The organism is Glaciecola sp. G7-5, from assembly GCF_055808975.1.
In genome coordinates, this window is the sequence record NZ_CM147892.1 from 2948002 (window position 1) to 2972033 (window position 24032).

Below are 24032 nucleotides of genomic sequence, written 5' to 3' on the forward strand. Positions count from 1 at the left end.
TTAATTTCCTACCGGCCACATATGAAAGCTTACGGTTCCTGAACCTATGCGGCGGGTCGCTTTATTCTTATGGGTTCTAAATACTTTGATCGTCATGTCTATATTGAACTTCCCTCCAGCTTTTATTTTTTCTGAAAGCTCTTCTAAGTCCACTTGCGCTTTATACATGATTGCGTCAATTGTTGGCAGTAAAAAGCGGTAGTTTAAGCGTGTGCAAATCATGCGGTATTCACCTTTGCTCAGCATAAAAAGGTAGGAACCGGCTGCCAGTTCAGAATTACCTAAAATAGCACCACCCGCAATTGTGCCGTACCAATTTTGGTTTATACGCCGCTTTGGCAGTATTGCGTAATAATCGTCTTCTACAAAATTCATTTTAAGGCCACTTTTAAACACAAAGGGCATAAAGAAAAAGCTTAAGACCTTATTGAAGAAAGGGCTCTTGATCGACAAGCGATTAAAATATTTTTCGAGTTTGGGCGTAAGTGGTATTGGCATGGATTACCTAAAAAACGTCAGAAATATGATGGAATAAGACTGCACAGCTAAAATTTGAGCGTATCTTAACACTAGCGAGCACTTATGTTGAATACTTCTATCAAAATCTAAGGATCAGTCTTAAAAAAATAGCGCAAAACAATCAATGCTAATTTTTAATTGGCATTTTAACTTGTACTATTTTTTTAAAGTAGTATATTAGAAAAATCTAATATAAATGCTGATTGTTTACTATGCTTACAGAACTCCAAAAGTCAACAATGGCTGACAGTGCAGAAGCCGCTGAAGCATTGCTTAAATTGCTGGCAAATAAGTATCGCTTGCAAATTCTTTGCGCACTAGCCAGTGGCGAAAAAAGTGCAGGTGAACTTGAAAGTATTACAGATATATCGCAGTCAGCTATATCGCAACACCTCGCAAAACTGCGGGCTTCTGCGGTTGTTGTTGCTGACAAGCGTGGACAAATGGTGTTTTATAAATTAGCAAGTATTGAAGTAAACGCAATACTCTCAACTTTGTATCTTATTTATTGCAATAAATAAGGTACAACTAATATATGGTGCTCATAGACACTATGCTAGGAGAAATTAATGAAATTTGAAAATGTAAATGCAGGACAAGTGCAGCGTTGGTTAATTGATCAAGATGCAATTTTGGTTGACGTACGCGAACCAGCAGAATATGCAAATAAGCATATTCAAGGTGCAAGTTTATTGCCCTTGGGTAAAATATCCGTAAATGATTTGCCTTCTACCGACAAAAAAATTGTGATTTATTGTCAAAAAGGGGGACGTGGAAACTCCGCTTGCGTCAAACTTACTGACCAAGACGAAACTACCGTTGTATATAATTTAGAAGGTGGCATTGAAGCATGGCAACAAGCCGGCAATAGCGTTGTACAAGGTGCAAGCAATACACTTCCTCTAGATAGGCAAGTTCAATTAACCATCGGTACATTAAGCGTTCTAGGCAGTGCCGCAGCTTACTGGCTTAATCCGGCCTATATCATAGTGCCTGCTTTTCTTGGTTTGGGTTTAACCTTTGCTGGGCTGACAGGTAAATGCGGGCTAGCGCTAGTCATGGCAAAAATGCCTTGGAATCAAAAAGCAGCTTAGTTAATTCATCGCTTTATACAGGGCGCATACTTCAGGCATTTTGTTTGAGTGTGCGCCTTATTAGTGTGTGATTGCAACAGCTGCACTTCGCCTTTCCTCGCCTTACGTTATAACACCAAAGCAAATCGATATCCGTTATTTTATGGACCGCCAGTTTGTTTTTCTACTCATGTTTTGCGCCTATCGGGCGATAACCAATATATGAACAAACGACTCGCGTTAGCGATTGTTTGATTTGATTTTTTACATAGATAAATCTGATATCTACTACAATTAAATGAATTTGGCTTTTATTTTCAACATAAAGATGTATTTTATGTTTAAAATAATGGGCAATATTGCTGTATCGCACAATATTTCAATCATTGATGTCGGCACTAACTTGAGTTATGATGAAAAAAATCGTGACAATAGATGCAGCTTCTGTGAAAAAATCAAAGCAATTATTAAGGTCAATTGGCAAATGGATTCAAACGAGTAGAAGTGAAGTCATGGATCAACAAGAACTTGCTACCCGCGTCGGCGTAGGGCGCAATACTATTTCTGCCATTGAAAACGGCAAAACCGTGAGCTCTGAGTCATTGTTTCAGGTACTAGACCAGCTCGACTTAATTGACGACCTTCAAGAACTTATAGACAACAAGCTTGATCGTATTGGCCATAAACGTAGCCGCAAATCGCGTGCTGAGCAACCTAAGTCACAGGTGCTAAACAATGATTTCTAAAGCATATGTATTTATTGATGGATTAGATGAAAGACCGGTAATCTGTGGTCTTACTGAAATTAATGAAAACACAAGTACAGGTCGCTTTCGTTACGGAATGAGCTATTTAAAACGTCCTGATGCTTTTCCGCTTGATCCCATTAATTTACCGCTTACCAATGAAGAATTTGTAACGCGCTTTAATAAGGGCGTGTTTGGCGCACTGTCTGATGCTGGGGCAGACTCATGGGGGCGCCGTGTTATTTTATCATTGCATTCAACTAAACCTAGCAACCGCTTAGAATTTTTATTGGCCGGTTCGGGTATGGGTGTGGGTTCATTAATGTTTAGTTTGTCTCGTACCTTGTCAAAGCCAAAATATAGTAAAAACACCTTAGGTGATATGTCGGTATTGTTGAAAACGAAAGACGCAATTCTTGCCGACCAAGCTATTCCACCAGAAGCGAAAAGGGCGTTTGAATATGGTTCGAGCATGGGCGGCGCTAGACCTAAAACGACAGTGCAAGGCGGAAATACTTCCTATCTTGCAAAATTTAACCGTCCTGACGATATTATTAATGTCGTCAAAGTTGAACATGCGTCAATGCGTATGCTTAGTGAATTGCCTTGCCAAGTATCAAATACCCAAGTGATTGAAGCACCATTAGGGGACACCCTTTTAGTTGAACGATTTGATTTACGTAAAGGTAGACCTTGTTGTCATTTTTTAAGCGCCAATTCAATTTTTGGCGTAGCAAAAGTAGGTAATGCTATGATGCAAACTTCATACAGCTATGGCTATTTAGCTGAGTTTATTATGAAGTATGGCGCTGACCCAAAAGACGCACACGACCTTTATTACCGTATGGTGTTTAACGCCCTTATGGGTAATACCGATGATCATGCTCGCAATCACGCTTTCGTCTATGATTTCGAGAAAAAACATTGGCGTTTATCAAAAGCCTACGATGTACTTCCTATCAATAACGCAAAACAACACGGCATAGGTATTGGAGACGATGGCAGAAACGCCAGTATTGAAAATTTATTGAGTCAATCTACTCGCTTTGGTCTTAAACGATTTAAGGCCAATATTATTGTGCGAGAAGTGTATAAGCTGACACAAGAATGGCGCTACTATTTTGCTCTACATGGTGTAGGCGAGGGCGACATTGAACGTTTGCAAGGCATCATTCCGAGTATTCATAGCTAAGCTAGGGCCTGCTGATCACTCAATTCATCAAAAGGATTGGGTTTTACCGACGTATGCCGCATAATTAGGTCCTGATTTCACCCTCATTAGAAGCTAATCATTACGTGTTAACCCTATTATTTATCACCAACATCGCTGCGACTATCGCTTTTGCTATTTCAGGCGCATTAGTAGCCGCAAGACACCGTTTAGATTGGGTCGGCTTTGTGTTTATGGCCTGCATTACGGGGATTGGCGGTGGAACCTTGCGCGATACTATTTTAGACGTCCCAGTATTTTGGCTTGACGATTATCACACCATTATTGTGTGCAGTATCGCAGCGGTAGTCACCTACTTTGCAACCCAAAATATAAGCAAACGCTCAAAGGCACTGTTGTGGGCGGATGCACTGGGAATGGCTTTGTTTACCGTGTTAGGCGCACAAAAAGCCCTGGCACTAGGTACAAACATGCCCGTGGCTATCATCATGGGTGTGTTTAGCGCGTGTTTAGGCGGCATAATACGTGATGTCATTGTGAATGACGTACCTGTCGTCTTTCAAAGAGAAATATACATTACTGCCTCTTTGTTAGGTGCCATGACCTATGCAAGTATTGACGTATATAGTCCACTTGGTGAGGGGCTAGCCCTTATCCTTGGCGGCGCAGTTGCGTTTATCGTAAGAGCCTTAGCTATTACACAAGACTTGAGTATGCCTGCTCATAAAGGGCTCGACTAAGTACGCTATTGGTCGCAAATCTCTTCTGCTCCAATTAAGAACTTTCCTTTGAAGTTGTTCGTATAATCTCTAGAATCACACGCATAAACGTCATTCCTGCGGCGGCGGGAACCTCGTTGGAACACAGTAAAATCAGATAGTTAAAGGATGTATTGGCAGATTCCCGCCGCCGCGGGAATGACGGATATGTTTCGATTTTATGATAACCGAACAGCATTTCGCCGTCGCGAGCATGACGATTGGCGTACAACGCCTAGAAGAGCAGTCTTATGTCTTCGCAGGAAGGTTGATTTGGTTAATTACACATTAGGATTTGATATGAGAATGTTTTTGGTTTTATGTGCATCTGTTTTTATCTCTGGATGCTCTGTATTTGGAGATAATGGAGTTGAGGATGCGCCCTATACGGTATTGGCGTCAGACGATGAACTTAAGATAGAACTACGTCGCTATGAACCCATGATTCTGGTTTCTACTAAAATGGACAGCGACAGTGGCAACAGCGCATTTCGTAAATTATTTAAATATATTTCTGGGGCAAATCAAGGGAATACTGAAATAGCAATGACTGCACCAGTATTGATGGATACTAGTGACGCAAAGGGTCAAGAAATCGCGATGACGGCGCCGGTATTTATTGATGAAAGCTCAAATCAGCGCAGTATGTCGTTTGTTATGCCAAAAGACTTCACCTTGGCAAATACGCCCAAACCAACGGACTCCGAAGTATGGGTAAGTGAAGTGAAAGCTTTTAAAGTAGCGGCGATTGAGTTCAGTTGGACCTTAAGTGACGATAACGTAGAAAAGCACACAAAGATTTTAAAAGCATGGATAGCTGAAAATAACATAGAGCCAAAAGGAGAAGTCATTCAGGCGGCGTACAATGGCCCTTTCACATTACCCATGTATCGCAAAAACGAGGTCATGATAGAAGTTGAGTGAAGCTAGAATGCTGTTCTTTCAGTTTTTTCACTACGCTAGCGAGTGGTTCAGGCCGGCCAAAATAATATCCTTGCATAATATGGCAGCCGCTTTCAACGAGCAACTTGCCTTGCTCTTGTGTTTCTACTCCTTCTGCACACACGACTAAATTTAAATGTTTTGCCATTTCAATAATTGTTTTGGTGACTAGGGTACTGCGTCTAGAAATACCGATTTGGTCAACAAATTGTTTATCTATTTTCAGCGTGTCGATGTCTATTTGAGTTAAATAGCTTAGCGACGAGTAACCAGTACCGAAATCGTCAAGAGCAATAGAGCTTCCCATGAGTTTAATTTCTTCAATAACCCTATTAGCATTACTAAAGTTATCCAGGTAGGCTGACTCAGTTATTTCAAACTCAATTTGCTGGGGCAGAATGTTGTATTGCAACATTTGGTGCCTGATCATGCTAAGCAAATTTTTGTTTTTTAAGTCGTGCACGGATAGGTTTAAGGCTATTTTTATATTCTTTTGAATCGCAAATATACTACCTGCATCTTTACATACTTGATGAATTAACCACTCAGTGATTTGTGCTATCTTACCACTTTGTTCTGCGATAGGTATAAACTCACTTGGTGAAACAAAACCAAGTTCTTGGTTTGTCCACCTAGCGAGCGCTTCGTAGCCAATCGTCTTGCCATGAGTATCTACTTTGGGCTGGTAGCAAAGGGAAAATTCATTATTGCTAAGGCCTATACTCATTGCATTCGCAATTTTCAGCCGGCGGCGGCTGTTTTCAATCATATCCCGAGTAAACATCGTGTATCGGTTGCGGCCCTCGGCTTTGGCCCGATACATTGCAATGTCAGCATTTGCCATCAATTCGTTTAAGTTAAAATCGGCCACACTCGCTTTTGCAATGCCGATGCTGGTACCTACTTGCACATTCCAATGATCAATGTCGATGGGACGCGCAATTCCTTCAATAAACTGTGTTGCGGTATTTTTAATAAAATCTTCGTTTGGGTTGTCGTCAAGCATGACTAAAAATTCGTCACCGCCTATGCGCGCAACTTCAACGCCAGGGCCGACTATGTTAGTAATTCGATTAGCCACCATACATAGCAATCGGTCACCAATTTCATGGCCAAAAGAATCATTTACCATTTTAAAACCGTCAAGGTCAAAAAACATTAAGGTCACATCTGAACATGTGTGCTCAGCTTCGTCGATTGCCGCACGTAATTTAGACATGAAAAACTGACGGTTTGGCAGACCCGTTAGCGTGTCAAAGTTTGCAAGTTTTTCCATTTGTGCTTGTTGTGAAATCAGCAAAGTATTTTTTTGCTTATTTTTTTCAACTTCGGTATTAATTGCGCTCATCATGCTGTTTAAGCCATCCGTTACCATGGCGATTTCGCGCTTCCCTTTAATTTGTGCCACTAGACTATAATCTTGAGTATCTCTTATTTTTCCGGTAAATCGAGCTAATTGAAGGAGAGGTTTTAAAGCTTTATTTTGGAAAACAAAGATAACCACGATATTCAATAAAATGGTCAAGACTACCCAAGGAAGTATAGACCACAACAAGGTTTGTTTACTTTCGTAAAGAGGTCCACTTAAATCGTTACCGATAATTAAATATCCTAAAGACGATTGGATATCGCCAATACGTTTTTTCGCAAGTATGCTTCCAGTTGATTGGGTCATTCCTAAGGCGTTTTGCATGTATTTGTCAAAATCGAGATTTGAAATGGCGGCAATTTGTTCTGGACTCTTGTTGCGGATTAATGCATTGCCGAGGTAGGAACTTATTACTTGACCATTTTCATCGAAGACTGCTGCGAATTGCACATTGTCGTATTGCTCAAGTTGAAATAAGGTATTGTCTATAGAAAAATAATCTTCTTCTACGACACTTGGTATAAGGGCCACGGCAAGGTTTTCTGAAAGTCCATCGAGATCATTACTAGCAGCCTGTTGATACAAGCCTTGATATGCATTTATGGAAAACCACAATACAAGGCTACTCACCGCTAGAATAGATATAAGCGCTAAAACCGCAATTTCAGCGCGCAGACTTTTTATTATCATGAGGGCTCGGTTTGTCTCTAGTTAGTAACTGCTTAACTTCTTGTCTCCATAGAACTGATTTTATAATCAAAAATGGAGCTAACTAAGGTATCGACCACGTTTATGCAAACTAGATGTATGTTTGCGTATTTTGCATATACTTTATACTTTAGTATGGTGTAAGCGAACTAGCTCTAGCAATGCTTGTGCGGTAGCAGAAAGGGAATCTTGCCGACGCGTCACAACGCCTACTTTATGCACGATTTTTGGGCAGCTAAGATCACGCCAGTTAAGTCCCATTTCTAGCATTTGCTCTTTGCTTGTACTCGGTACTACGCTTAAGCCTAAACCCTTACTAACCATGCGCCCAATGCTAACAAGTTGATGTGATTCAAACATGGGTGTTAAGCTTAACTTTTCGTTAGCTAATGCTTTATCTATCAAGGTACGGGTACCCGCAGGACGCTGCAAACTGATATGGGGATACTGTAAAATATCGCTCCATTTCAATTTTTCCCTTTCTAACAATGGATGTTTGGGAGGTAAAATGGCGACAAATTTATCGTCATATAAGGGTTCAAAGCGCAATTCGGGAACATCAATGGGTTGAAAAGTGATCCCCAGTTCGCATTTTTTTCTCGCACCATATCAACAACACTTTCAGCAATAACGTCATGTACGGTGACGTTTATATCGGGGTAGTGATGATGATAGGTAGCCAAAATGTTAGGCAACAGATTACTCGCGTAGGTAGGCATGGCCGCGACTTCGAGTTTTCCGCGTAATAGTGCAAAATGATTACGTACGTCTTGTAGCGATTGCTCCCAATCGGATAAAAGGCGTTTTGCCACAGGGTAAAATGCTTTGCCTTCTGGGGTTAGCGAGACTGCGCGGGTGGTTCGTAGAAGTAGTTTGCCGCCTAAACTTTCTTCCAAATTTTTAATTGAGATACTCAAAGCGGGTTGCGATAAATGCAACTGTACTGCTGCTTCTGCAAAGCTGTGTGTGCGCGCTACTGTCGTAAAGGCCATTACTTGGTTGATAGGTATATTCATTCGCTTGAATTGCTCACCTAGTTGAGTTGATTAATAAATAAATGTTATCAATCTATTAAAAATTACAATTTGATTAATATAACGGCATCTTGCATGCTAAGCAAATACGTTAACTAACATAAAGGTGAGCACTGTGTCTGGATTTGACAAGGTAGTGACTAGTTATTCACAAGCCCTCGAGGGTTTGACGGATAATATGACCATCGTTGCCGGTGGTTTTGGGTTGTGTGGTATTCCTGAAAACTTAATTAAAGAAATTAAACGACGAGGCATAAAAGGCCTCACAATAGCGTCGAATAATGCGGGTGTAGATGGTGCTGGACTAGGTTTGTTATTAGAAGATAAGCAAATCAAAAAAATGATTGCATCTTATGTAGGTGAAAACGCGCTATTTGAACAGCAAATGATGAGCGGCGAGTTAGAAGTAGAACTCACTCCACAGGGAACGCTTGCTGAAAAAATGCGAGCCGGTGGTGCAGGCATTCCTGCTTTCTATACGGCTACCGGCTACGGTACCCCCGTAGGAGAAGGCAAAGAAGTACGCGAATTCAATGGCCGTCATTATATTTTAGAAGAAGCTATTGTGGGAGATTTCTCTATCGCAAAAGCATGGAAAGCTGACCGTTTTGGGAACTTAATGTTTCGTAAAACCGCCCGCAATTTTAACCCTATGGCTATTACCGCAGGCAAAATTGCAGTCGTCGAAGTCGAAGAGATTGTGGAAGTTGGTCAACTTGATCCAGACGAGATTCACTTGCCCGGTATTTACGTCAATCGCCTTATTCAAGGTACTTTCGAAAAAAGAATTGAACAACGCACTGTGCGCAGCGCCTAGGAGGATTTGAAATGGCTTTAACACGAGAACAACTCGCTAAACGCGTTGCACAAGAATTCCAAGATGGATTTTATGTAAATCTGGGTATTGGTATTCCAACCTTAGCAGCAAACTATATCCCAGAGGGTATGCAAGTAATGTTGCAATCAGAAAACGGTCTCTTAGGCATGGGCCAGTTTCCGACTGAGGAAGAAGTCGATGCTGATTTAATCAACGCGGGCAAGCAGACAGTAACAATGGTTACCGGCGCGTCTTTATTTTCATCGGCAGAATCATTTGCGATGATTAGAGGAGGTCACGTAGACCTTACCGTATTAGGAGCGTTTGAAGTAGATTGTCAAGGCAACATTGCTTCTTACATGATACCCGGTAAATTAATCAAGGGAATGGGCGGCGCGATGGATTTAGTGGCAGGCGCTGACAATATTATTGTTACCATGACTCATGCGTCAAAATCAGGCCAATCAAAGTTACTCAAAGAATGCACTTTACCCCTCACAGGAAAAGGCTGTATCAAGCGAGTATTAACTGACTTAGCATTGATGGATATTGAAGACGGTAGCTTTATTTTACGAGAGCGTGCGCCGGGTGTAAGCGTTGATGAAATCAAAAGTCTTACAGAAGGGAATCTCATCATCCCTGACACAGTGCCAGAAATGGTGTTTTAAGCTAACGTTTTGAGTAAGCTGTCTAAAACAATACTGTAAGGGGAGGGTAATTCCCTTTTATCTTAAGGGGCTATGCAGAAGCTTGGTCCCTTAAGATCTTAGTTAAATAATAACTGTTTTCGCTATTTATTCGTTTAATTAACGACTGGCGTTATGTACTTAAAATATAAGTTGTTGTAAATTAATGGTTTTTAACCTTGGTATGGACTATGCTTATTGAATGCGTAGACAGCGAATACTAAGGAAGCCAGATGCCAGTCATTTTAGAAGACAGACCGATTGAAACCGTCAAAGAAGAAGTCATTGACGTACTTGTTCATAATTACAGCCATGGGTATATTTCTAATGAGGCCTTTGAAAGAAGGCTCGATACTGTTATCGCGAGCACTTCACACCAACAAATGATGGATCAAATTGCTGATCTAGACGCTATCCCTAGCGACGAAATAAAGAAACAAAAAGAACAGACCTTCAGTGTTAATTATCATGATGATGTCGCAGAAGAATCAGAGACGATGATCACTATTTTAAGTGGAAGTGATCGTTCAGGACAGTGGGTCGTTCCCCGTACGATAAAAGTATTTAGTTTATTTGGGGGAGCTGATATTGATTTTACCGATGCGCGTTTTAATTCACCTAAGGTCAAAATACAGATTATGAGTATCTTTGGAGGCGTTAACATATTCGTACCCGAAAACGTTAATGTTGTCACTAAGGCTTTTTGTATACTCGGTGGAATCGATAATAAAGCACCATCTTTAGCATCCCGACAAGCACCTACGATCACAATAGAAGGCTTGATTCTATTTAGTGGTGTAGACATAAAGATAAAAACGACGATTAAAGAGAAATTTATTGCCTTTGCGAATCAAATGAAAGAAATGTTTGATTCGAAACCTAGATGATCCCGTATTTGGAAACCAGACTTCTTCAGTTTTAAGTAAGCAAGGAAGCAATTAGGTGGTTTGGAGCAACATGCGTTGCTCCATTTTTTTCACCAGTTGGCCAGGCATGCCGAACACAACAGCGGTTTCTTCTGATTCTGCAATGGTTGTCGCCCCTTTTTTATAGGCTTCATGCATTTCATCAGCGCCGTCATTTCCCATACCAGTAAGTTGCACGCAACATAGTTTTTAGCAACAATACAGTTCAAAGCACTGCTTACTAGTTTTGAGACACTAGGGTGCCATAAGTAATGAGGGTCTACTCTCGTAGGTTCAGCAAATAATTTGTTGCCTTGTTTGACAATGGTAATGTCACTATCACCTTGGGCGATGTAAATATGTCCCTTTTCCAGCGCTAGTTTTTGAGTTACTTCAACAACCTTGAGCTTACACATCGTATCTAGGCGCTGTGCGAATACTTTGGTAAATCGTCCTGGCATATGTTGAGCGATAACAATGGGCGTAGGAAAATTACTATCTAAGCTAGGCAGTATTGTCTGCAAACAATTTGGACCGCCGGTCGATACGCCAATCACGATTAATTCGTAGGCAGATTGACGAAATTGATGCAAACTCTTTTGTTGTAAAGTTGGAGAAGCCTTTCTTCTTTGTTCTCTTTGAATGGCGATATTACGTGACAATATTCCTGGTTTTATATTTGCCGCAGCAATGATTTTTTCAACCATTAGTGTTGATAATTCACCCATATTGTAGGTGAACTGCCCGTTAGGCTTTTGGATATAATCCACGGCGCCCAAGGCTAAGGCATCAAGAGAGGATTGAGCACCTTCTAGGGTCAAGGAAGAAACCATAACCACTGGCGTGGGGCACTCTAACATAATTTCTTTGAGGCATGAAAGGCCGTCCATCACAGGCATATTGATATCAAGTACAATAACGTCAGGTGAAAAATCGGGCAATACGCTCAGGCACTCTTTACCGTTGCAGGCTTGTGCAGTAATAAATCCTGCTTGCTCTAACAGATTCTTGTGAAACTTCCTCATAAGTGCAGAGTCATCAACGATAAGTACTTTACGGTTCATTCTTTCCTTTACGGGGTATCAAAGCTTTTATTTTTGTCTGTACTACATATCGTCAAATTGCCAAACTACTTTACTGATTCAGCTACTTATTTTGTTCACCGTTGTATATACATCCCTTGTCATCTCTGCGCAGAACTATTAACCTATATTAAAAAACACCAACCATAATTATCGTCCAACAATTAGTCACTTTCTGTCGCCGAAATGGGATTCGTGTTAGCGTTTTTCTTCCGCGTAAACAAGCTTTTTATACCCTTAAATATAAACCTAAAAAAGCGTCCAATATCATTACCAATAATATATAAGCTCGGCACTAAAATTAATGTCACTAAGGTAGCGTACATTACTGCAAAGCCTAACCCCACCGCCATGGGAATTACAAAGCCAGCTTGTAAGCTTGTTTCAAACATAATGGGCAATACACCAACAAAGGTTGTAATTGAGGTCAATGTAATCGCTCTAAAGCGAGCACAACCTGCTTCTATTACAGCGTCTTTTACACTATAGCCTTCTTTTCGCCGACTATTGACATAGTCGGTCATTACCAGTGAGTCATTAACAACAACACCTGCTGCTGCAATCAGCCCAAAGAAAGAAAATAGGCTGAGGTCTAGACCAAAAAACGCGTGCCCCCATATTGCGCCGGTAAAACTGAAGGGAATAACCGACATAATAATAAGGGGCTGGGCATAGCTTTTAAGTGGGATAGCAAGCAACAGATAAACAAAGGCTAGGCCGGTGACAAAGAACTGCATTTGCTCAATGTTTTGTGATTGCTGCTCTTCAATTTTACCACCAAGTTCTGTCTTAATAGAGGGAAACTCTTTTTGCATGTCTGGCAAAAGATTTTCTTTTATGTTCTCAACCACTTCACTTGGTTCAATGACTTCTTCGTCGATAGAGCCCCATACATAAACGCTTCTAAAGCCACCTTCGCGGCGAATATAACTGATGCCCGGGGATTCACTTAGCTCAACAACATCGCCCAGTAGCACTTCTTGACCAGACGGCGTTCTGATGACTGTATATTTAAGATCTGCAAAACGTTCTCTGGTTAATTGGGGATAGCGCACCATTACCCGCACTTCTTCACCGTTACGAAGGACTCTTTGTGCTTCACCACCGTAAAAGCTGGCACCTACTTGCCCTGCAACGCTAGATAAATCTAAGCCTAAATCATAGGCAACCGGCTTTAAGGTCATTTGCACTTCTTTACTGCTAGGATCAATGGTCGAACTTACGTCAAACACGCCTGTTTGGCCTTGCAGTTTATCAATTAAATAACGCCCAGCATCGTTTAAGGTTTCGATATCAGAACCAAAGATTAAATAGCCAAATTCGCCGTCATCGCCACCACCATTGAGATCATCTTGAATCGTAAATGACTTCATACCAGATATTTCGGGAATGCGTTCACGCCATCTGCGCGCTAGCTCAAAGGTATTAAAATGACGTAGTTCTTCGTCAACAAGGGGCGCCATAATACGTCCTTCATTGCGGCCACGGTTATATACCATAATATCGCGGACCATACCGCTGCCATATTCTTCTATTATTTCTTTTTCTACATCTAAAATGACTTGCTCAATGGTTTGCAGGGCCAAAATCGTATCGGTATCAGCAATCGTCTCGCTCATCTCTATGCTTATACTAGGGAAGTCGTGAGGTACAGAAGGCTCTGGTACAACGCGTACAATGTTATTTGACACGAGTTGCCCAGCAATAAACAGCATGACTATGAAGAAAAAGAAGGTAAGCCAGCGGTTGTCTGTGCAGCGTTTTATAAAGTTTTTATATGGGACATTTACAAAACCAAAAAAGCGCTTGTTAAATTTATGACGCCAACTGTCCTTTGATAACGGCTTAAAGGTCGAAGAGGCTATGTGTGCGGGTAATATCAATTTCGATTCAATCAACGAAAATGTTAAGCATAATATGACGACCGCTGATATATTGAAAAAGAAGTCGGCAGAAGGGCCTGAGCTAAACAGCACGGGAACAAACACCGCCATTGTGGTCAGGACACCAAAAGTGGCTGGCGTTGCTACGCGTTTTGCGCCCATCACAACATTGTGAACGCTATTGCCTTTGCCTTCAATTTCGGTGTAGGCGCTTTCCCCTATGACAATGGCATCATCAACCACAATCCCCAGCACCATAATAAAGGCAAATAGCGATAAAATATTAATTGTCACGCCAAGCATTGGCATTAAGGCCATTGCCCCTAAAAAGCAGATAGGTAGGCCAATCATTACCCAAAATGCGAGTTTAAAGCGCAAGAACAGGGCCAGCATAATAAAGACAAGTATGGCTCCTTGGGTAAGATTATTTAGCATCATGTCTAAGCGGCCGTTTAGGTAATAAGTAAAATCGACTACCGTTTTGATTTCTACGCCGTTAGGCAAGGATTTATTGCGGTCTTCTATGTAGGCTTTGACCGAGTTGGACACTGGAATAATATTTTGTGAACGGGTTGCATTCACCTGAATCGACATCGCATTTTTGCCGTTGAATTTAAAGTATCGTTCGCCTTCTTCAAAGCCATCCAAAATAGTTGCTACGTCTCTTAAGAGCACTCTTGAACCGCCAGAACCAATCTTTACGGGAATGTCAGCAAATTCTTCACCATTGTAAAACTGATTTTCTACGCGAACGGCGATGGTGCCGGTGTCGGTTTTAATTTGACCGGCAGAGTAATTGGCTGAGTAGCGACGAATCGCTTGCGTAACATCATTGATCGTTAAGCTATATTTGCGTAGCATTTCAGGTTTAATTTCAACCGCAATTTCATCCGCCGGTGCGTTGGCTGTAGCAATTTGAACATTAGATAAGGCGAGTAACTCATCTTCTACTTGCTGCGCCAGCGGTTTCAAATCGGTAAGTGGAATATCACCCACCAAGGAAAGTTCCAATACAGGCTGTTCAAATTGGGCTTGTGTTACATTGATTGGTTCCATGGCTGCTGGAAAGGTTGCCACGCCATCGATTCTGGCTTTTATTTTGTTGAGCACATCAGGTAAGTTTTCGTCAGGCTCTATTTCCATTGTGACCCGTGCGCCACCACGAAAAGTACGGCCAACGCTTTTCTTTATTTCTGGTAAGTCTTTTATGGCCTCTTCTATCTTTATCGTGATGGATTCTTCTATTTCTCGTGGCGAGGCACCAGGATAAGACACATAAGCGTTGATATAGTTAAATTCAATGCTCGGGAACATTTGTTTTTGAATCGTAATATAACTAAATACCCCCAGCAAAATTATCATAAACATCATTAGGTTTGAAGCAACGGCATTGCGAGCGAAATAACCGATTATGCCCCCACCACTAACGGAATAATTTTCTGTTGGCACCTGCGATTGATTGTTCATTTTTTTCGCTCCCTATCGCGCCGGACTTAAGGCTGAAGCAGCGATACCGGTACTTGACGAAGCTACCGCCCCTTTATCATCAATGATCTTAACTTCCATGCCTTTTTGCGGATATTCGGGCAAGTTTTTAACTAAACGGTCGCTTTCTTTTACACCACTGCTTATGTAAAAAAACGTTCCTTCTTCACGCAAAACTTCAACACGATGAGATTCAAGCAGATTGTCCTTGTCTACCAACCAAACCTTTCTTTTATTGACCAATGACTGAGGGATCTTAAATACGTCTTTAAGTACTTTACCGGCAAAACTTACTTCTACGTAGGTACCAAATTTAATGCTTGGCGCGCTACTTTTTACGCCATATGGGTCGTCAATTCGAATGACTAGGTGTTGCATGCGTGTGTTTTGGTCAACTACACCAATGTTACGGTGAACAATTCCCTCGCGTTGAACGTTCATGTTGCCTTTCGTACTAACCGTTGCGATGGTGTCAGCGAGACTATCTTTTACAAAGGGTGCGTCAAAACCAGCAATTGGAATCGTTACCTCGGCAGTTTCTATGTTATTGATGACCGCGACTTGCATGCCGGCACTAACGAATTGACCTGTACCAATGCTTCTTGAGACGATTAACGCATCATAAGGAGCACGTACTTCAGTTTTCGCTAAGTTACGTTTAGCAATTCGAAGGGATGCCTCAGCTGATTTTAACTGTGCTTGCGCGCTAATAACCTGTGGTTTGCGCAAATACAGATCGCTAACTTGAGTTTTTGGAAGATTACGCGCTTCTTGCTTGGCGACTTGTTGGCGTGCTAGCTCTTCAGTTAGGGTCGCTTGAGCAAGAGATATTTGCGCTTCGGCTTGCAATACTGCGGCTTCATAGGTGTCGGCCTCAATAGTGAACAAAACTTCACCGCGCTCTACAACACCACCAGCAACAAAATTTTTGTTCCAGCTGAGTACTTCACCACTGACTTGTGCTGACAGTTCGGTGCGTTCAAGAGGCATTAGCTCTCCAAAACTAGTGATGTTTACTTGATGGTCAATAGGAACCAAGGACTCTATGCTAACGACTGGTCTAGCATCAACCGGCTTTTTCTCTTCAGCTTCTTCGGCCACAGCCTTAATAAGACTCATCGCGCCTACCGCCACGATGATCATGGCGATGAATATTGCTATTTTGATGAATACAGGTCTCATGTTGTTCGGTCCCTTTAAGATTCGAATGAACTTTACTAAATTAGCTGCGATTGTACGCGCAATGTATGACTAAGATATGTGCCAAATGTAACGAAATATTTATTATCAACTGATTTATCGTCTGTATACGAAAAAGGCGTAGAAAATATCTACGCCTTTGATTAAATTTCGGTAACCCTTAGCCTAATAATTGGCGTTGCCAGGTGTCCTTGGGAAGGGGATGACATCACGCACATTTTGTACGCCGGTAACATAGGCAACTAAGCGTTCAAAGCCAAGACCAAAACCGGAGTGGGGGACTGTGCCATAGCGACGTAAGTCTCGATACCAAGCATAATCTTCGGCATCTAAATTCATTTCTTTTAAACGTTGGTCAAATACATCAAGTCGTTCTTCGCGTTGTGAACCACCAATGATTTCACCAATACCTGGTGCTAATACATCCATCGCAGCTACGGTTTTACCATCGTCATTTATACGCATATAAAAGGCTTTGATATCTTTCGGGTAGTTTTGCATGATGATAGGTGCGCCAACATGTTCTTCAGCCAAATAACGCTCATGTTCTGAAGATAAATCGACACCCCATTTTACTGGGTATTCGAATTTTTTGCCGCTATTAAGCAATATCTCAATGGCATCGGTATAGTCCATACGCACAAATTCAGATTGTGTTAGCGCGCTTAAGCGGTTGATAACGTTTTTATCGACACGTTGTTGAAAGAAGGCCATATCGTCTGCGCGCTCTTCGAGAACGGCTTTTACGACATACTTCAATAAGTCTTCTGCTAGTTGCGCAATATCGGATAAATCGGCAAAGGCAACCTCTGGCTCAATCATCCAAAACTCAGCAAGATGACGGCTGGTATTCGAGTTTTCTGCTCTAAATGTAGGTCCAAAGGTATAAACTTTAGACATCGCCGTACAGTAAGTTTCAACGTTTAGCTGTCCAGAAACCGTAAGAAAAGTTTCTTTTCCAAAAAAGTCTTGGCTGTAGTCAACCGCGCCTTTATCAGTTAAGGGCAAGTTTTGCATATCGAGTGTAGACACCCTAAACATTTCACCTGCGCCTTCAGTATCAGAGGCGGTTAGAATAGGCGTGCTTATCCACATATGGCCACGTTCATGAAAAAAGCGATGCACGGCTTGAGAAAGTGAATTACGTACTCGCGTCACAGCTCCAATCAGATTTGTTCGAGCACGCAGGTGTGCGTGTTCACGCAAATACTCTATGCTATGTCGCTTAGCGGCCATCGGATAAGTGTCTGGGTTTTCAACCCAACCTACAACTTGAATCTCACTTGCTTCTATTTCAAGCGCTTGCCCTTTACCTTCAGATTGCTTAATCACGCCGGTAGCAATAAGGGAACACCCAGTAGTTAATTTTAGGACGTCTTGATAATTACTAAGCGTATTTAAGGCAACCACTTGTACAGGATCAAAACAGCTACCATCATGCACGGCTACAAATGACAAACCGGCTTTAGAATCACGTTTTGTCCGTACCCATCCTTGCACGCTTATAGTACTACCTACCTCAAATTTACCAGCCAATACGTCGGCGACTGGGGCTTCACTCATGTTATTCTCCATTAATCCGCTCAAGCGATTGTTTTATTAGCCGAAAACCTGTGTAACAAAACAGTTCACAGCGAAATATTCATACTTGAGTAGTAAAGTTGCAATTGTTTATCTAATTGCCAATAGTATACTTGACTCAAACCTTGATGACACTACCGTAACAGGAATATGCTGAATAAAAATGGCAAAAAATCACAATTCAAATGAGCCTTTTGACGAAACGTCGCTAGAAATGCCGACACTATTCAAAGACAGACGAAAAATAAATCGTAAACAAGACACCTTTTATCAAATCGTGCTGGGCTTGAATATTGTTGCTTGGATATTTTTAATCGCGTCTTTAATTCTGTTTCATTATGCTCGCCCAGAGTTTATTGCGGGAGTGCAAAACTATTGGGGAATAGAAGGTCGAGAATTTTGGTCTAAAGAGCATTTAGGCGATTTGCTAAATTTACTTCAATTGTGTTTGTTAACGACTATTTTTACCATCGGCCTTCGTAGTCGTCGAAATCGCAGAAAACACGATAGATTTGGTGTTAATGTATTGATTTTATTAGTGATATCGGTAACTAGCTTGGTGACCTTATATCTAGCAGTGTAGCCTCTGTGTCTAATTGGATACATAGGCTATGTTGTTGAAAATTATCAATAATTCCTATTTTTCTTGCGAATATAAAAAACGTTCAAAGTTCACTGTCTTCAAAAGGAGACAGTCTTCCCGTAATAATCACTCCCGAAAAAGCTTAAGTCATTGATTATACTTAGTTATATATTAGTGGCATACATATTGTAATAGTCCTATTGAATACCTGATTCGTGGTTTTTATCTTGCTGCTTGAAACTACCTATCTCTTTAATCAAAAGAAAAGGACTACATTATGAACACATTCAAAAAGATAGCAGTAATAGGCTTAACTATCATTGCACTTCAAACAATTACTTCGTTAGCGGGCGTAAACGCTCAAGAAAGCTTGTTTGCCACCTTGGATACAAATCGCGATGGTCTACTTTCATTAAGAGAGGCGGCAGGACACTCTCAATTGCTTGAGAAATTTAATGAGATTGATCTCAATGAAGATGGCTATATTAGTATGGATGAACTAAGTTCTAGCGGATTAAGTGAGGGCTAATTAATCCTTGGTACTTAAGGTTTTGGTGGCTAGCCTGACGCAAATTGGGTTGGTCGCCCTTTTACTCTTTCGTAAACGAATAACAACTTGAACCTAAACGGTTTATTTGCAAAGCTAGCGTTAAAGGCAAACCACTTTGGCGAAATTTTGCAAGTCCGCTCACTCCGACAACTCATACTAGGCAGCTTTTTCGTTGCGCTAGTACCTCTTATTGCCTTGCTGTGGCAAAGTCAACGCGATTTTGATTCTATGAGTCAACTGAGCGCCACGAATACGACATATTTCGTGTTTATGACCAGTGAAATGCGCGAATTAGAGGCTTTAGCTAACGATGTGGAGCGCCTCGTTCGTCAGTATCAAGTTTTTCCTAGAGCGCAATTACAAGCACTTGCCGATACCGCGATAGCAAGCTATTCAAGTAAACTATCTTTTATTTGTGAGCAAATTAGTGATGTTAATCAGTGCAATCAGTTAGAACAAAGCCTATCCAATTTAGCTAACTATCCAAGCACTAATGACAACTTGCTACTAGATGCCCAGCTTGCAGATTTACGCCAATCTCAGCAAGTATTGCGCCGACAAGTACAGCAACTCATTAATCAAAGAATAAAGTCGCAACAAGTTTTTTTAGAAGAAGTACAGAGTAGACAAGGTTGGTCTACAGCCTTGTTGGTATTGCTATCCTTAGGATTAACGATAATTGCCACCCAACTTATTATTAAACCAATACGCAAATTGCAAAGTATCATCCGTAAAATAGCAAATAACGAAACGACCTTGCCTGAAGCAACACTAGAAGGTCCGCGAGAACTCATGGCCGTTGAGCGAGACCTATACTGGCTCAACGACCGCATCCAACAGTTAGAGAAAGTACGCACAGCGCTGCTTCGCCATGCCTCACATGAATTAAAAACACCCATGGCGAGTATTAAGGAGGGTTGCGAAATTCTAGACCAAGGTTTGGTGGGTGAGTTGACAACAGCGCAAAAAGAAGTGGTGAGCTTACTTAGTATGTCAACCGAACGACTAAACTTACTCATTGTTAAATTACTAGACTACAATGCCTTATTACAACAAGCAGAGCCTACATTTGAGAAGGTAAATGTGGGTGAATTGGTCAATGATTGCGTTGAGCAATATGCCTTATTGTTAAGCCAGAATAAGCAAAGCATTACACTTAATATTGCTGACAGCCATACTATTGTGAGCGATCCTGAGCTGCTGCGAAGGGCACTTGACAACTTAGTGTCAAACGCCATTGCACATGGCGACATCGAGAGTGAAATTATTATACGTTCACAGAGTCAAAGCAGTTATAGCTACATCGACGTACTTAATTCAGGACAGAAAATTTCTGAGTCTGCACGGGCAGAAATTTTTGAACCATTCAAGCGTGGTCAACGCACCAGAAACGATAAAGTAATAGGTGCCGGCTTAGGTTTATCTATTGTTAATGATTGTGCCCGACTGCTTGGGGGCGATGTGAGTATTATTGATGATACACTTGCAGATGTCTGTTTTAGAATTCGCCTGCCTAAGCGCACAAGTAAAGAGAATAAGCATTCAAGTTAATTAAGCCAACCATAGAACGAGTAAAAGAAACGTGAGCAAATGCATGTACTTACAGTTTAGCAAAGTAGGCCTAGTAATAGGCATAGTAGTGTTGCTTGGAGGGTGTGAAATCCTCAGCAAGCTAAATACACCATCAAAAACTGAAGTTGGTTTGAGCGGAAATTTTTGTGAAAACCAACAACAGCAAAATAGTTTTGCCGAGTTTTGTCGTGCAGAGCACTGGCTTCTTTATGCTATCGAGCATCAAAATGTGCAGTGGCAAGCACGCATGGAAATGATTAACGAACTTGATGAGCAGCCAACATCCATCATCAAAAAGATATTATTGAGTCAAGGCGAAGATACTCCATATCAGCATAGGTTACGTGCTCAAAACTGGATTACGAGTTTGGCAAGTAAATCACCAAAGTTGATGACAACACTATTGGAAAAGATTATTTATAAAAACAGTAAACAGTTGCTAGAATTTGAATCGGCAGTGACGGTGTTAAGCCGAGTGAATGAGCGACAGGCAAAAAGTATCCAAGCCTTGCAATTGCGCCTAAGCGAAAAAGAACAGGAACTGCAAATACAGACAGAGCAAGTAGAACAATTACTCAGAGTAGAGACAGACCTTTTAAAACAAAATAAGAATGAAAACCGGTGAGGGGAGGCATAATGGAAAAATTTCAGCAAGAGGCTCAGTCTCAGCCAGTTTACAGACCCAAGTTATTGCTAATTGATGATGACGAATGCTTGTTACGGTTAATGTCTATAAGGCTTGAGGGTGAAGGTTTTGATGTAACGAGTGTCAATAATGCCACGCATGCACTCAGGCTGACCTACCACAAATCTTTTGACGTCGTGCTGAGTGATTTACGCATGCCCGGCATGGATGGTTTGAGTTTGTTTGACGAGATTTTACAGAAACACCGCGACCTTCCGGTCATTTTAATGACCGCACATGGCACCATTAAAGACGCAGTTGCTGCCACGCAGCGCGGGGTTTATAGTTTTATAACCAAACCTGTTGACCACACAGAGTTACGTAAAACCCTAAATAAAGCGGTTGCACAAAACCGTCGCCAAGAAAAGATAGGGGATTGGTGCGCCGATATTATTACTCGCTCTCCCGACATGATAAGGCTATTGAAGCAAGCTGAGCAAATTGCAGATAAAAATGTCAGTGTGCTTATTTCAGGCGCCAGTGGCACCGGCAAGGAACTGCTCGCTAAAGCGATTCACAAAGCCAGTGATCGCAGCGACAAACCTTTTGTTGCTATTAATTGTTCTGCTTTACCTGAAGATTTACTCGAATCCGAGCTGTTTGGACACGTAAAAGGCGCTTACACCGGGGCCTTTCAAAATAACATTGGTCTTTTTAGAGAGGCCGATGGTGGTACCTTATTTTTAGATGAAATTGGCGACATGCCTCTTTCATTGCAAGTAAAGCTGCTGCGGGCATTGCAAGAACGAACCGTGCGTCCTGTGGGTTCAAGCCAAAGTATTGAGATAGACGTTAGGCTTATTTCGGCAACACACAAAAACTTGCAAAAGGCGATGGAAGTGAATGAGTTTAGGGAAGACTTATTTTATCGCTTAAATGTGGTTGATTTAGAAATTCCGCCACTTAAAGATAGGTTTGAAGATATTCCTATTTTAGCCGAACATTTACTTAAAATAAGCGCCATCAAGCATAATATCGACGTTTTAAAATTTGCCGATGATGCACTAACGCTACTGACTAAGTATGACTGGCCAGGAAACGTTCGCCAGTTAGTTAATGTGGTTGAGCGCTGCGTAGCCTTAACAAATTCACAGATTATTCCTGCAAGCTTGGTTGAGCAGGCATTATCACAAGAGAACAAGCATTGGCCAAGTCTGACCGAAGCTAGGGATTCATTTGAATATGAATACTTATGTCGTTTACTACAACTAACCGAAGGCAACGTGACTAGAGCGTCTGATCTTGCTGGCCGTAACCGCACTGACATGCATAAACTAATGAAGAAGCATGGTTTAATAGCGGGTGATTTTAGGCCAACGCAATAGAAGTACTAAGCCCTTAGTTAGCAGGTCGCTTCTATCCCTTTTGCAATCGCGTTAGTGAGTATACTTATATCTTCTGGTGTGCAAATAAAGGGTGGCATCACATACACCAATTTACCAAAGGGTCGTATCCATGCACCGTGTTGAATAAATACCTTTTGGATAGCGGCTACATCAACGGCTTGTTTTAGCTCTACAACACCAATTGCCCCAAGGGTTCTTACATCGGCGACCGCAGGGTGGTCTTTTAGTGGCAGTAGTTCGTCACTTAATTGCTTAAAGATAGCCTCTACTTGGTCTTCCCAATTTGAGCTAAGCAATAGGTCAATACTCGCATTAGCGACTGCGCAGGCTAGTGGGTTGCCCATAAACGTAGGTCCATGCATAAATACCCCTGGGCTTCCTTCACAGACACCTTGGGCAACATCATCGGTACAAAGGGTGGCGGCCAACGTCATGTAGCCTCCAGTAATGGCCTTACCTAAACACATTATATCTGGGGTAATATCAACATGATTGCAGGCAAATAACTTACCCGAACGCCCAAATCCTGTAGCGATTTCATCGCAAATGAGTAACACGTCGTACTGGTCGCAAAGTTTGCGACATGCTCTGAGGTATTCAGGATGGTAAAGGCGCATACCGCCAGCACCTTGTACAACGGGTTCTAAAATGAGTGCTGCGATATTGCCGTGTTCTTTTTCCAAAATATCGCGCATTGGCGCTATGTCATCTGGATTCCAACGTTGCTCAAAGCGTGTTTGCGGAGCCGGCGCAAAGTGATGTTCAATAAGACTATTTTTAAACAAAGAATGCATACCGTTGATTGGATCGCATACAGACATTGCTGCAAAAGTATCGCCATGATAGCCATTGCGCGGGGCAAGCAATTTATTTTTTTCAAGGCGGCCCTGACAAGCCCAATACTGCATAGCCATTTTGATGGCCACTTCTACCGCTACAGAGCCCGAGTCTGCAAGAAATACGCGGTTTAATCCTTCCGGGCTGATATCGATAAGTTTTCGGCATAAATCAACGGCAGGTTGATGAGTCAAACCACCAAACATAACGTGGGAGAAAGCATCTATTTGCTGCTTTGCGGCCGCATTTAACACAGGATGTTTGTAACCGTGTATAGCCGCCCACCAAGAAGACATCCCATCAACTATTTGTTCACCAGTGCTGAGCGTTAAACGCACGCCCTTAGCATCAACTACCTCATAGCACGGCAGGGGCGCATTCGCTGAGGTATAGGGATGCCATATATGGCGTTTATCAAATTCAATTGTACTTAGATGTGCACGATCTGAAAAATCTGGGGACATTGCGTTTCGCTCTGAATTGCTCAATATTTAACCTGT

The 24032-nt window shown here is 41.7% G+C and carries 20 protein-coding genes and 2 pseudogenes; 14 read left to right on the top strand and 8 right to left on the bottom strand.

Annotated features, from left to right (window positions below):
• Positions 1-498 carry a hotdog family protein gene (locus AC0L6H_RS12965; RefSeq protein ID WP_473389444.1) on the bottom strand — a complete coding sequence of 166 codons (498 nt, stop codon included), beginning with the start codon at positions 496-498 and terminating at the stop codon, positions 1-3.
• Positions 499-731: 233 nt separating this feature from the next.
• Between AC0L6H_RS12965 and AC0L6H_RS12970 the strand changes: the two genes are divergently transcribed.
• The 6 genes from AC0L6H_RS12970 (at position 732) to AC0L6H_RS12995 (ending at position 5191) form a co-directional block, all read left to right on the top strand.
• Positions 732-1040 carry an ArsR/SmtB family transcription factor gene (locus AC0L6H_RS12970; RefSeq protein ID WP_473389446.1) on the top strand — a complete coding sequence of 103 codons (309 nt, stop codon included), beginning with the start codon at positions 732-734 and terminating at the stop codon, positions 1038-1040.
• Between the two features lie 48 nt (positions 1041-1088).
• Positions 1089-1613 carry a rhodanese-like domain-containing protein gene (locus AC0L6H_RS12975; RefSeq protein ID WP_473389447.1) on the top strand — a complete coding sequence of 175 codons (525 nt, stop codon included), beginning with the start codon at positions 1089-1091 and terminating at the stop codon, positions 1611-1613.
• A gap of 389 nt (positions 1614-2002) precedes the next feature.
• Complete coding sequence (locus tag AC0L6H_RS12980) at positions 2003-2338, top strand: helix-turn-helix domain-containing protein (protein WP_473389448.1); 336 nt, start codon at positions 2003-2005, stop codon at positions 2336-2338.
• Complete coding sequence (locus tag AC0L6H_RS12985) at positions 2328-3530, top strand: type II toxin-antitoxin system HipA family toxin (RefSeq protein ID WP_473389449.1); 1203 nt, start codon at positions 2328-2330, stop codon at positions 3528-3530. Before AC0L6H_RS12980 ends, AC0L6H_RS12985 begins: the two co-directional genes overlap by 11 nt.
• Before the next feature lie 104 nt (positions 3531-3634).
• Positions 3635-4249: a trimeric intracellular cation channel family protein gene (locus tag AC0L6H_RS12990; RefSeq protein ID WP_473389450.1), complete on the top strand. Its 615-nt coding sequence runs from the start codon at positions 3635-3637 to the stop codon at positions 4247-4249.
• Between the two features lie 186 nt (positions 4250-4435).
• Positions 4436-5191 (top strand): SOUL family heme-binding protein, encoded by a 756-nt coding sequence (locus tag AC0L6H_RS12995; protein WP_473389452.1) that lies wholly within the window; start codon positions 4436-4438, stop codon positions 5189-5191.
• Here the strand turns inward: AC0L6H_RS12995 and AC0L6H_RS13000 are convergent.
• Together AC0L6H_RS13000 and AC0L6H_RS13005 are read right to left on the bottom strand one after the other, a co-directional pair.
• A complete protein-coding gene (locus AC0L6H_RS13000; RefSeq protein WP_473389453.1) occupies positions 5172-7268 on the bottom strand; it encodes a putative bifunctional diguanylate cyclase/phosphodiesterase in 2097 nt (698 codons plus the stop codon). The two genes, AC0L6H_RS12995 and AC0L6H_RS13000, sit on opposite strands and share 20 nt — an antisense overlap.
• Positions 7269-7409: 141 nt before the next feature.
• Positions 7410-8302, bottom strand: a pseudogene (locus tag AC0L6H_RS13005) (LysR family transcriptional regulator).
• Between the two features lie 133 nt (positions 8303-8435).
• Here AC0L6H_RS13005 and AC0L6H_RS13010 point away from each other — a divergent pair.
• The 3 genes from AC0L6H_RS13010 to AC0L6H_RS13020 all read left to right on the top strand — a co-directional run bounded on the left by AC0L6H_RS13010 (position 8436) and on the right by AC0L6H_RS13020 (position 10710).
• Complete coding sequence (locus tag AC0L6H_RS13010) at positions 8436-9137, top strand: CoA transferase subunit A (RefSeq protein ID WP_473389454.1); 702 nt, start codon at positions 8436-8438, stop codon at positions 9135-9137.
• Positions 9138-9148: 11 nt separating this feature from the next.
• Positions 9149-9805, top strand: coding sequence for a CoA transferase subunit B (locus tag AC0L6H_RS13015; protein ID WP_473389455.1), 657 nt, complete (start codon positions 9149-9151; stop codon positions 9803-9805).
• 251 nt (positions 9806-10056) lie between these two features.
• The gene (locus AC0L6H_RS13020; RefSeq protein WP_473389456.1) at positions 10057-10710 is read left to right on the top strand and encodes a LiaF domain-containing protein; all 654 of its coding nucleotides are present in this window, start codon (positions 10057-10059) and stop codon (positions 10708-10710) included.
• Between the two features lie 51 nt (positions 10711-10761).
• Here AC0L6H_RS13020 and cheB read toward each other — a convergent pair.
• The 4 genes and pseudogenes from cheB to asnS form a co-directional block, all read right to left on the bottom strand.
• Positions 10762-11792 (bottom strand): annotated as a pseudogene (gene cheB, locus AC0L6H_RS13025) (chemotaxis-specific protein-glutamate methyltransferase CheB).
• A gap of 182 nt (positions 11793-11974) precedes the next feature.
• Positions 11975-15160, bottom strand: a complete 3186-nt coding sequence (locus AC0L6H_RS13030; protein ID WP_473389457.1) for an efflux RND transporter permease subunit — start codon at positions 15158-15160, stop codon at positions 11975-11977.
• A 12-nt stretch (positions 15161-15172) separates the two neighbouring features.
• Complete coding sequence (locus tag AC0L6H_RS13035) at positions 15173-16360, bottom strand: efflux RND transporter periplasmic adaptor subunit (RefSeq protein WP_473389458.1); 1188 nt, start codon at positions 16358-16360, stop codon at positions 15173-15175.
• A gap of 183 nt (positions 16361-16543) precedes the next feature.
• Positions 16544-17941, bottom strand: a complete 1398-nt coding sequence (gene asnS, locus AC0L6H_RS13040) for an asparagine--tRNA ligase (RefSeq protein ID WP_473389459.1) — start codon at positions 17939-17941, stop codon at positions 16544-16546.
• 181 nt (positions 17942-18122) lie between these two features.
• Here asnS and AC0L6H_RS13045 point away from each other — a divergent pair, with 181 nt between their 5' ends.
• The 5 genes from AC0L6H_RS13045 (at position 18123) to AC0L6H_RS13065 (ending at position 22674) form a co-directional block, all read left to right on the top strand.
• Positions 18123-18542 (top strand): hypothetical protein, encoded by a 420-nt coding sequence (locus tag AC0L6H_RS13045; RefSeq protein WP_473389460.1) that lies wholly within the window; start codon positions 18123-18125, stop codon positions 18540-18542.
• A 277-nt stretch (positions 18543-18819) separates the two neighbouring features.
• Entirely contained in the window at positions 18820-19071 is a 252-nt protein-coding gene (locus AC0L6H_RS13050; protein WP_473389462.1) for a calcium-binding protein, read from the top strand.
• 87 nt (positions 19072-19158) lie between these two features.
• Positions 19159-20643: a sensor histidine kinase gene (locus AC0L6H_RS13055; RefSeq protein WP_473389463.1), complete on the top strand. Its 1485-nt coding sequence runs from the start codon at positions 19159-19161 to the stop codon at positions 20641-20643.
• Between the two features lie 43 nt (positions 20644-20686).
• Complete coding sequence (locus AC0L6H_RS13060; RefSeq protein ID WP_473389464.1) at positions 20687-21289, top strand: hypothetical protein; 603 nt, start codon at positions 20687-20689, stop codon at positions 21287-21289.
• A gap of 11 nt (positions 21290-21300) precedes the next feature.
• Positions 21301-22674: a sigma 54-interacting transcriptional regulator gene (locus AC0L6H_RS13065; RefSeq protein WP_473389465.1), complete on the top strand. Its 1374-nt coding sequence runs from the start codon at positions 21301-21303 to the stop codon at positions 22672-22674.
• Positions 22675-22691: 17 nt separating this feature from the next.
• On the opposite strand, the gene bioA is transcribed toward AC0L6H_RS13065, so the two are convergent.
• Positions 22692-23996, bottom strand: coding sequence for an adenosylmethionine--8-amino-7-oxononanoate transaminase (bioA, locus tag AC0L6H_RS13070; RefSeq protein WP_473394530.1), 1305 nt, complete (start codon positions 23994-23996; stop codon positions 22692-22694).
• Positions 23997-24032: the final 36 nt, after the last annotated feature.

Excerpts from the sequence above, each read along its gene's own strand:
- AC0L6H_RS12965 (WP_473389444.1), bottom strand. The coding sequence starts at position 498 with ATGCCAATACCACTTACGCCCAAACTCGAAAAATATTTTAATCGCTTG.
- AC0L6H_RS12970 (WP_473389446.1), top strand. The coding sequence starts at position 732 with ATGCTTACAGAACTCCAAAAGTCAACAATGGCTGACAGTGCAGAAGCC.
- AC0L6H_RS12975 (WP_473389447.1), top strand. The coding sequence starts at position 1,089 with ATGAAATTTGAAAATGTAAATGCAGGACAAGTGCAGCGTTGGTTAATT.
- AC0L6H_RS12980 (WP_473389448.1), top strand. The coding sequence starts at position 2,003 with ATGATGAAAAAAATCGTGACAATAGATGCAGCTTCTGTGAAAAAATCA.
- AC0L6H_RS12985 (WP_473389449.1), top strand. The coding sequence starts at position 2,328 with ATGATTTCTAAAGCATATGTATTTATTGATGGATTAGATGAAAGACCG.
- AC0L6H_RS12995 (WP_473389452.1), top strand. The coding sequence starts at position 4,436 with ATGTTTCGATTTTATGATAACCGAACAGCATTTCGCCGTCGCGAGCAT.
- AC0L6H_RS13000 (WP_473389453.1), bottom strand. The coding sequence starts at position 7,268 with ATGATAATAAAAAGTCTGCGCGCTGAAATTGCGGTTTTAGCGCTTATA.
- AC0L6H_RS13015 (WP_473389455.1), top strand. The coding sequence starts at position 9,149 with ATGGCTTTAACACGAGAACAACTCGCTAAACGCGTTGCACAAGAATTC.
- AC0L6H_RS13020 (WP_473389456.1), top strand. The coding sequence starts at position 10,057 with ATGCCAGTCATTTTAGAAGACAGACCGATTGAAACCGTCAAAGAAGAA.
- AC0L6H_RS13030 (WP_473389457.1), bottom strand. The coding sequence starts at position 15,160 with ATGAACAATCAATCGCAGGTGCCAACAGAAAATTATTCCGTTAGTGGT.
- AC0L6H_RS13035 (WP_473389458.1), bottom strand. The coding sequence starts at position 16,360 with ATGAGACCTGTATTCATCAAAATAGCAATATTCATCGCCATGATCATC.
- asnS (WP_473389459.1), bottom strand. The coding sequence starts at position 17,941 with ATGAGTGAAGCCCCAGTCGCCGACGTATTGGCTGGTAAATTTGAGGTA.
- AC0L6H_RS13045 (WP_473389460.1), top strand. The coding sequence starts at position 18,123 with ATGGCAAAAAATCACAATTCAAATGAGCCTTTTGACGAAACGTCGCTA.
- AC0L6H_RS13050 (WP_473389462.1), top strand. The coding sequence starts at position 18,820 with ATGAACACATTCAAAAAGATAGCAGTAATAGGCTTAACTATCATTGCA.
- AC0L6H_RS13060 (WP_473389464.1), top strand. The coding sequence starts at position 20,687 with ATGTACTTACAGTTTAGCAAAGTAGGCCTAGTAATAGGCATAGTAGTG.
- AC0L6H_RS13065 (WP_473389465.1), top strand. The coding sequence starts at position 21,301 with ATGGAAAAATTTCAGCAAGAGGCTCAGTCTCAGCCAGTTTACAGACCC.
- bioA (WP_473394530.1), bottom strand. The coding sequence starts at position 23,996 with ATGTCCCCAGATTTTTCAGATCGTGCACATCTAAGTACAATTGAATTT.